8 protein-coding genes and 3 pseudogenes are annotated in these 8,881 nt (G+C 60.3%); 3 read left to right on the top strand and 8 right to left on the bottom strand.

What is annotated here, in order from left to right; all coding sequences use genetic code 11:
- Window positions 1-562: 562 nt before the first annotated feature.
- Both BG61_RS42540 and BG61_RS37025 read left to right on the top strand, forming a co-directional pair.
- Window positions 563-683: pseudogene (locus BG61_RS42540) on the top strand (rod shape-determining protein); the annotation flags it as partial.
- A gap of 300 nt (window positions 684-983) precedes the next feature.
- Window positions 984-2,275, top strand: a pseudogene (locus BG61_RS37025) (hypothetical protein).
- A 75-nt stretch (window positions 2,276-2,350) separates the two neighbouring features.
- On the opposite strand, the pseudogene BG61_RS41020 reads toward BG61_RS37025, so the two are convergent.
- From BG61_RS41020 to BG61_RS45175, 8 genes and pseudogenes are all read right to left on the bottom strand, one after another.
- Window positions 2,351-2,443 (bottom strand): annotated as a pseudogene (locus BG61_RS41020) (H-NS family nucleoid-associated regulatory protein); the annotation flags it as partial.
- Window positions 2,444-4,012: 1,569 nt separating this feature from the next.
- A complete protein-coding gene (locus BG61_RS39615; RefSeq protein ID WP_051673064.1) occupies window positions 4,013-4,378 on the bottom strand; it encodes an ElaB/YgaM/YqjD family protein in 366 nt (121 codons plus the stop codon).
- 113 nt (window positions 4,379-4,491) lie between these two features.
- Entirely contained in the window at window positions 4,492-4,713 is a 222-nt protein-coding gene (locus BG61_RS37015; protein WP_035943126.1) for a CsbD family protein, read from the bottom strand.
- A 570-nt stretch (window positions 4,714-5,283) separates the two neighbouring features.
- Window positions 5,284-5,721, bottom strand: coding sequence for a response regulator (locus tag BG61_RS39610; protein WP_051673063.1), 438 nt, complete (start codon window positions 5,719-5,721; stop codon window positions 5,284-5,286).
- A gap of 210 nt (window positions 5,722-5,931) precedes the next feature.
- Window positions 5,932-7,242, bottom strand: a complete 1,311-nt coding sequence (locus BG61_RS37005; RefSeq protein WP_051673062.1) for a sensor histidine kinase — start codon at window positions 7,240-7,242, stop codon at window positions 5,932-5,934.
- Window positions 7,209-7,442, bottom strand: coding sequence for a hypothetical protein (locus tag BG61_RS41605; protein ID WP_051673061.1), 234 nt, complete (start codon window positions 7,440-7,442; stop codon window positions 7,209-7,211). Before BG61_RS41605 ends, BG61_RS37005 begins: the two co-directional genes overlap by 34 nt.
- Window positions 7,443-7,616: 174 nt before the next feature.
- A complete protein-coding gene (locus tag BG61_RS37000) occupies window positions 7,617-7,964 on the bottom strand; it encodes a response regulator (protein ID WP_035943123.1) in 348 nt (115 codons plus the stop codon).
- A gap of 54 nt (window positions 7,965-8,018) precedes the next feature.
- A complete protein-coding gene (locus BG61_RS45175; RefSeq protein ID WP_208459001.1) occupies window positions 8,019-8,255 on the bottom strand; it encodes a DUF1264 domain-containing protein in 237 nt (78 codons plus the stop codon).
- On the opposite strand from BG61_RS45175, the gene BG61_RS43780 reads away from it, so the two are divergent.
- Window positions 8,196-8,540: a hypothetical protein gene (locus tag BG61_RS43780; protein ID WP_206540634.1), complete on the top strand. Its 345-nt coding sequence runs from the start codon at window positions 8,196-8,198 to the stop codon at window positions 8,538-8,540. The genes BG61_RS45175 and BG61_RS43780 overlap by 60 nt on opposite strands.
- The last annotated feature ends 341 nt before the right edge of the window (window positions 8,541-8,881 follow it).

The raw sequence follows: 8,881 nt of genomic DNA, 5'->3' as shown, positions 1-8,881 counted from the left end.
CCCACTCTACCGTTCTTTAGCCGTGCACCACTAGCTTTTTCTTAAGGCGTTCGCTGTCGGCCTCCAGTGCGCAGCCTCCTACCGCGGCGATCCATGACGGGTCTTTGGTTCGAGTCCAGCCAGGCTTTCGTCCCGCGCCGCTCGGCCGCGGCCTAGCTGTCGAACCATAGATGATCAACTTTCGTCAGGCGTCGGAATTGAGCACGATGCGCTCGGCCTGTCGCAGCGTCACGGCCATGCGCGAGCGCGGCAAAGCGCTCGATCATTACCTCGTGCAAAAGGCGCCGTGCATACACGGCGATATGACCGTCGTGCAGAGAAGTCCTCTGCAGTCAATCGTTATTCGAACATCGCGCGCTTCCAAGTCATCGGGGTCAATGACCCGCAGCCGATGCCGCCGCTGCACGACGCGGTGCTGTGGTGGACGGGTCCGAACGGTTTCGTGCTGACTGGATTTTCCCCTGCATCTCCGGACAGCGCCTCACACTTGCGTTGATGAATCGGTCTTGCGAGTAACTCGTCTTCGCCGATCCCGTCGAGCAGATCGTCGCAGCCGTGACGTCGGCTTGTACCGGAGAGCCTGCCGGTGCTCGTCGCCGATGCCCCGCTAACCTGCGTCGTGCGCGGCTCGGGCATGGCGCTTCAACGCATGAAATTTCGGTAGCGTTTTCTCTTACGAATGATCGTAGCGGCAAGGCAACAACGCAAGATCTTCAGCGGCACAGATCTGCGTACGCGCGAACCGTAGCCGCGCCCTCGCACCGTTCGGGCCTATCTCGGAGATCGGCCACGAAACGCCGTTCGCGTACTTCATTGCGAGGCCGTTTGAATGTCCGTTGCACCTAGTCTCTCCGATATCTACTGGGGTACATGAACTCGCTGCCTAAAGATCCGCCCGGAGAGCTTTCGGCGAATCAAACTTCAACGCGGCCTCGTCTATAATTGAGAAACTACAGTCTCAATTATGGCGGGGAGCCTACTTCATGAGTCAAGCGCGCGGGCGATACTCGGGATCTCGAGACAGCGGCCAGCGCCACCCGCACCACGTCAAAAAGTCGCCGGCGAACCGACAGGGCCAACCATACGTGAAAGGGTCTGCTACTCGAGACCCCGCTCAGACTGCTTCCATTTTCAAGACGCGATCGTTTCAATTACTGGTCGATGCGGTGGGTGCAGAGAATATTGCGTTAGGACTTGATTCGAGCCTGACGCGTGTGGCTGAGCTGATGAAGGGAGAGCGGTTCACGCCCGAGACGGCCTTTCACATGGAAACCACGCTTGGGTTGCCGCACGGCTTTTTTGACCAACCCAATCCTGTGCTCACGCCCGAAATCATCGCTCGTTTGAGATCACCATTAGACGTCGTTCAAACGGATGCCGAACCAGAAGTAGTAGCAGAAATATATAAGGTGGCTCCCGCCCCAATCGTCAACCAACAATCATTTCGTACAGATCGTTTGCCCGAGGAACCGGAAATGGCAAAGAAAGCAACTGGCGGATCGCCAAGGGCCGTACAGAAGCGTGGAAACACAGCGGCCGTGCAGCCTGCCGCTCGCACCCCGCTAAAAGCGGTACCAGCGAAAGCCAAATCTTCTCCGAAATCGAGCGAGCAGCAATCGTTGTTGTTAAATGACAGTGCGGCTGTTGAAAATATTCGGCGCGCCAACCTCCACGTTCTCACGACCCGCAACGGATCGAAAGTGAGGCTTGGTGCGGTCATGGCGATTACCGGTTCCAGGCCCATCGGCTACACGGCCAGAAACGTATGGACGATGCCGAAGCTAAACGTTTCACGGAACGCCTGGGTTTTCCAACCGGCTGGTTGGACACTCCGCGCTCGGAAGCAGAGATCCCGGAATCCGTGTCTCGCTTGCTTCTTCCGGTTTCCCGCGGTAAGGCATCCGTCCAGGAAGAACGACCGAGCACGCGTGCCGATGAAAGCGCACCTGGTTCGGAACGTGTCTCGCGTGAGAAAAAAGCAATTGTCGTCAGCCACCAAGATCACGCAAGCGATCCCAGGGCTGAGCTTGCCAGTTCCTCACTTGGAGAGAGCGACGCCTCGCGCCCGGCAGCGCTCGAGCAGTTGCCGGGTGCTGCAGCCCCGCAGATGCATCCGATGTCGCGCTCCTTCGCTTCTGTGACCAGCCTGGAAAATCTCGAAGGTATTGATCCGATAGCGGAGGCACTGATCAAGACGCTGGCAGGCAAAGCACGCACGGGCCGATTGGACGAGTTGAAAGCTCTGGAACTTTTGCAGCAAGCGGTGTTGCTGTGAGCAGATGGTCGGGTGTGAAAGCACAATAGCCCGCTACGACCGCGCGAACCGAGTCGCGCCTCCAGAAACCAGGCGTTAGGCGCGCACCAGAAAATCGTCCCGATTCTTGTCGGCGATCCAATGCGGCGCCCGTCCTCGACCGCTCCAAGTTGCACCGCTTTGTAAATCGCCTCAGCTGCCCGTCCCGGCGAGGTAGCCTGCTTACGGCTAACGGCGAGCATGGCCGTCCGTCGGAAACGGGACGCATAGGGGCAGCCTCGCGTCAATGTAAAACGGGGCATCGGATCGTGCATACCTACGGTCTGCCGGTCGAACGCCGGCCTCGCCATTCCCGTCAATGCGCTGGCATCACGGCATGGTCGAGGTGGACCGGAGGAGTGCGCGCTGGTGATTGGACGGCTTCGAATCCCGTGGCTCGCCGCCGCGCGTCATCTTCGCACTCGACTCCTGCGATCAGAGGCAATGAATGGGCTGCGATCGCCGGAAACTATGCCGGCGACATGGTGCGTGATGTCATGCTTCAGGCTGTAAAAAATGGAAAGAGTTTACCGTGTCGTAGACTCCAAAGCCGGACGCGGGAGCGGCGTTGCGGGTAGCTAGGAACGATCGGCAACCTGCTTACTTCAGCAGACGCTTATGCATGCAATCAATGACCGACGACGCCGGGTGCGCGCCGCTGCGCGGAGCGCCGCTTTAATAAAAACGTCCCGTCCGCCAGCGTCGTGCGTGTCTACTCGCCCTTCGTACACGGCGTTTTGGCACGTGCATGGCGCGTCTCATTAAGTCTCAGCAACGCGCGGCCAGCGACGAAATTCGCAAATTCCCGCCGTTCCGCTACCGGCGGGCGCACTGTCTGATTTCGATGCGTTAGCGCCTGTGAGATTTCTCTCCGTTACGGATAATTAGCAGTATCGCGCTCGGCCACATAGCGGCGTTGTCAGGAAGACCTTGACCGCTCACTCGTTGGTGAGCAGGACCTTTTTCTCCTCCCATCCAAACCGCCGCGGTGATGGCAACTTAAATTAGTACGCCTTTTTCTCATTTCCGGATCCGGTGGGTGCTGTTCCACCTTTCTGCATTTTCTGAGACGGTGCCGGGGTGGTGCCCATGGTGTTGGCGCCTGACCCGCCGGACGGCGACGCAGTTGTACCGCCTGCGTTCGGCGTTCCCATACCTGTCCCGCCCTGTCCCCCGCCTCCAGTCCTCGCGGAGCCACCGCCCGCACTCCCTGCTCCCGCACCGCCCCCCGCGCCAGCACCGCCGCCCCCGCCGCCGGCTCCAGCGCCTCCTCCCGCACCGCCGCCTGCACCTTGCGCATACGCAGCACCGGAAATGCTCAAAATGAGCACCATAGTCAAAATCCTTTTCATTGAGACTTGCATTGCGGGCTCCTTCCTCAGTAAGCGGTTGAACGCGTCAGATGCGCGACGCATGTCACTGCTCGCAATCGCCGTTCCGGGTATGCGTCTCAGGTAGGTACTCGCGGCGAAGCGCCATTCCCGCGCCGGGTCTAATTCCCGCGGCATCCCTTGATGAGGTTTGCTCAGAAGCGGCAGAACCATCGCACCTTTGCAGCCTGTTCGAATCGGGTCACGTCTGCGAACTCGCCGGCTCTGACTGACGCGTCGACTCGTCCGCCCAAGCCGCAGTTCCCTACATAAGGCGAGCGCCCAAGCTTCCGCGAGGCGGCCTGCGATCCTTCTAATGATCCTTGGAAGGGACGTGCCGCCTTGCTCGTTACCGCGCGACCAGCATGCCGACGATGATGCCGCCCAGCGCTGCCATTGCAATGGCTTTCCATGGGCTGTCGTGGACGAAATCATCGGTGGAATCGGAAGCCACGCGGTACTTTGCGCGGACCGTATCCTGGGCATTGGAAAGCGCTTCCTTTGCCGCGGTGAGTGCGGGCTTTCTCGATGGCGTGAACTCACTGCCCTTGTGTGCGGAACCCGTGACGGGCGGCTGCGCCAGCACCACCGGACCAGTATCCTGTCCGGTCCCGGAAGCCGCGCCGGTCGCCTCGCGCATTGCCTTCGCCACGTCGGCACGCGCTAGCACAGGTCCTTCCGGCGACCCGGCATATTCGGACTTCTCGTTGTCCATATGTCCTCCTCTAACGAATGCGCTGGCCCCTTTAAAGGCAGAAACAGATCGCTCCGCGCAGCGCCTTTGTACACGTGAGCCCGCGACGGCGGGCATTCGACTGCCGGCTTTTCTCAGGGCGCCGGCGCGGGCGGCTTGTCGGCCCGGTCCGCCGCGTCATCAGCTGCGTCCTTTATGTCTTCTTTGAGATCGCCAATCTCCTTACGCGTCTCACCCGCGATCTGTTGTGCGTCACCTTTAGCCTCCTGCGCCGGGTCGTCGGTTATTTTCCCGACGCCCTCGTTGATCTTGCCCTTGACCTTCTCGCCTACGCCTTTGACTTGATCTTCGTTCATGACGGTTCTCCATACCGGTACGCCTGCTGATCGCAGGCAGATACGCGGACGCAAGGACGATGCCGGCAGCCATATCGTCGAATCGGCTCGGCTATGGTGGGTGCGGCCGTTAAACACCGATCGCTTGGCGCTTCCAAAGCTCGGGCATTCCGGCGTTCAACGCGCAAGCTGCTGCACAATCTGAAACGAAAGACGGTAAAAAAACCCGCGAATCCCGTCGAGCGGAGATGGGATACCGTACGTTTTCCGCCGCGTTTGCCGTCGCGGTTCAACCGCCAACTTTGGCTCGGTAATTAGGCGACGCGTCACCACGCACTTTTCGGCGCACGCGCGACCGACACTGTTACCGGTGCTTCGACGCGAGACGCACGCACCGACCACTCCGGTCCGCGCCTCAGGAGCGAACCGCGGTCTTGGCAAGAGGTATGTGACGAGGCGCTGTGCGCACACGTCGGCGGATTTCTTCGCGACCCGAGCGACTCGACCAAGCGCACAATTGCCAAGCGAGCGTATGAGCCGCGAGGGCCGGCAATTCTTAATCAATGCCGGTTTCGATCCAAAACCGGTCCCCTATTTTGTCCGGCGACGAGAAACCCGCCTGCAGGCCGACATCATTGCGTCGCGAGTTTTCTGCGTGAAGCTGCTGGAGCGCAGTGTCGAATCCCGCCGATCGATTCGTTTGATGATTTTTAGAAGTCTGGTGGGCCCGAAAGGCGCCCTCAAGACGGCGAAAACTCGAACTCGAGGTCGGTGCGGGCCTTCCATTAACAGAACCAGCGGTAGGGACGCCAGTGTCGGGTCGGCTTGCATCTCACGAGCGAGGTCGACGCCGTCCATTACGGGAAGGTCACAGTCAGCTACCACGACGTCCGGCCGGGCGATTCTCACTTGCCGCAATGCATCCATTCCATTGACCGCCGTATGAACCGTATGGCCGTCTGCCGCAATGAACAGCCCAAGGCTGCCAAGAACCGTCGTGTCGGCATTGACCAACAGAACGGAAGCCATTCGCCCCTCCCTCTTGATGCCCGGGATGCTGGTCCCGATAGGTCCGCTTCCAGTTATGGTGCGCAACGCGCTCGACGACCAACAAAAACTCTCCTCGCGATGCCGATACCTCTCTGTGATACCGGGAGTCACCGCTCGCGCCTGCGCGATCACGTCTTCGCGCGCTTGAAGTCGGCAGAACCGGACATCGCGCCGGACCGCACGCTCCGACTAGTTCGCGCGAAACCTGACAATGATGCGACTATATGGAACGGATCGGTCTACCTGAACCGCCTCCGCTCCGAGTTTCGAATAACTCTGAATAAGTCGCATGCCCAACCCAGTTCCGCGAGACGAAGGAAATTCGGTCGGAAACCCCGCCCCGTCATCCTCGACGCTCAGCCGGAGCACGTCGCTCTCCTTCGCGAGCGCCAACCTGATGTCGCCCGTGCCGTACTTGACAGCGTTCGTTATCAACTCCGCAATGATCAAGCCGAGCGCAGTCATTCGCGGCGCGGGCAAATCTATGCCGTCGGCGGAGAGCGAAATGCTTCGGTCCGGCGCCAGCTTCCGGAAGTCACTCACCAGTTTCTCGAGATAGCGAGCGGCATCAATGTGCTGCGACGCGTCCTCTTCGTAAAGACGATGATGAATTGCGCCGACAGTTGCAAACCGGCTGGCGGCGGAGTGCAGCTGATCGGAGACATCCGGGTTGCCTGTCAGCGTCGCCTGGAGCGCGAGTAAAGTTTGCACGAGTTGCAGGCTATTGCGCACCCGGTGATGCACTTCCCGCGCCATGAGCGATGAGTTGCTTAACTCGCTTTGTTGAATAGCGAGAAGGTGCGACAATCGTTGAGCGTGATCGTGGCGCTCAGTGACATCACGCAATGCGCACGCGACGCTTTCGACGCTTTTCGAGTCACGCGACACTGGTGTCGCTGCGACGTCCCACCATCGCAGTTCGCCATCTCTCGTGAGACAGGGTGCCTCGAAACGGCTCGGCTGATTGTTGACCGCTGCATGCAATGCGTCTCGCACCTGCGCACGGTGTTCCTCCGGCCACATGTCGACGAATGCTGTGCCGACAGGATTGCTCGACGCCAGCTGCGCGCGTGCGCAGTCGTTGACAAAATCGATGTTCCCTTTCGTCGAAACTACCACGATGCAGTCGCTACTGGAGGTAAGTATGCCCGAGAGGTAGGCGTCGCTTAGGCCGTTGTCGCCCTCAATGTCCAGCCGTTCGCGCGCCAAGGCGACGATGTTGGCAATCGCCTCGAGAAAAACGACGTCGGTCTCGATAAAATTGTCCCCGCGGGTGCCATCGACCTCCAGAATGCCAAAAAAAGATGGAAGTCCCCGGATAGGAACATTGATCGTCTTTGTTATGCCGTACTTTGCAAATACCGGCGGCGTGCGAAAGCCGCTCTCAGCGCCCAGGTGACTGCTGACCGCTGGCCGGCCCGACAAGAAGGCATAACCCGGCGGGCTCTCCTCATCGACATCGAACTTTAGCGAATCGCGCTCACTTTCCTCCCACCCCACGGCAGCCGCGAAGACGAGCGCCTCGGCGTGCGGGTCAAACCGAAGTGCTTTGCGAGCTTGACCGACAAGCCCTTTGCCGCCACCCGGCAGGCCTCCTCAAGCAGTGCCGCAACCGAGGTAGCTCGGAGCGCGGCCGTGCCGAAATCCACGGTCAACCGGTGCTGCTCGCGAAGGCGTGTCGCGACGGGTTGCTTGGGCATCTCGGTTCCTCCAGTATCGCGCGCGTTGGACAAACGTACATCTCTCCGTCCACGTATCGTAGTTAAGGGGGCAACGGTGTCAACGCTTAACCGGCAAACGTCACGAACTGCGATTCCTCCGATCTTTGCGGCACTGAAGGCGCGCGACAGCCGCAGGGAGATGCTTGGCTGACGCTAGCGTCGGATCTGCTGTTCCACGAGTCCGAACAGACGTGCCGGGTCGAACGGCTTTCGCAAGAACGCTTTGCCGAGAATTTCAGCTGGTGGCACCGCCGCCGACATGAACACGAATGGAATCTCCTTCAACGATGGAATGCCCTGAAAGCAGCGATAGAGTTGCGCCCCGTCCATGACTGGCATCATCCAATCCGAAATGACGAGTTGCGGAGAACAAGCTGAGGCGGCCTCGAGCGCCTCTGCACCGTTCCTGGTTGCTATCACGCGATATCCCTGAGCAGCCAGAAGCAACTCGAGGACGACGAGAATGTCCGGTTCGTCGTCGACTAGCAGAATGGTGCTCATGGTGAAATCCGTCCGTGTCGTTCACTACTCGACAGCAACGACCATTCCAATGACTTATTTCTCAACGACGTGGGGACGGCCCGGCAACCGGCGACGCTTAAGAAGCGGCGAAGCGGCACCACTCCGTTCACGTGGCTCGCTGAACCCTGCATCCGGCGGCTCGGCCGGAATGCCTGGGGCGCGAGTGCGAACCGCCTCTGCATCCGGGCAGTTCAAATCGAAAATCACGCATTGCTGAAGATCGTGGCGCAAGCGGAAGCAAAAGTGTGTCGCTTCCACCTGCCGTCCCATGTCATCGGCCTACATGTGAAGGCCGTTGAACTAGGTACTCCTCGCGGCAAGCGGATATTCGGGCTGCATCGCGGCGGCGGCGAGATCGAGAACGCAGCGCTTCAACGAATGCCCGCCACCGACGATCGAGTGCTTTTCTTGTCAGCAGCAACCCGGCGGTCACACCTGTACCCGCCTCGATGCCGGCGACGACAGCGCGACGCCTGCATTGCCGAAAGGACGTTGCACAGAGAGTTTGAGCGCGACATGCCGGCGAGGCAAGTCAATGAACGTGCCGAAGCATAGTCGCTTATTCTCGCGCGTATGGCCCAAGCTCGTGAAGAATTCAGTCCGCGCGGCCGCAGCCTCCGCCCGGTTGTCAAGGGGGCAACAACGCTTCGGTCCCTGGCACGGACGCCGAATGCGCCGCTCCTGCGCACTCCTCGTTGGCTTGGTCGAGCAGCGCGGCCCCCAGCTTGCGAGAACGGCCCGACGCGCCGAGCTGCGCTTCATCTGCAGGGTGCCCCTTGACACCAGCGGTTCGGCGTCAGGCGGTGTGCCCCTGGACGCGTTGCGTCGGGTCGGGCGATTGGTTCGTTTGCCCGACCCGCCCGTTATTCCCATGCGAAGCGCCTCGGATCGGTGGC

Source organism: Caballeronia glathei, from assembly GCF_000698595.1.
GTDB lineage: Bacteria > Pseudomonadota > Gammaproteobacteria > Burkholderiales > Burkholderiaceae > Caballeronia > Caballeronia glathei.
Note: the sequence above shows the minus strand (reverse complement) of the source record. Positions and strands in the feature narration are given on the sequence as shown.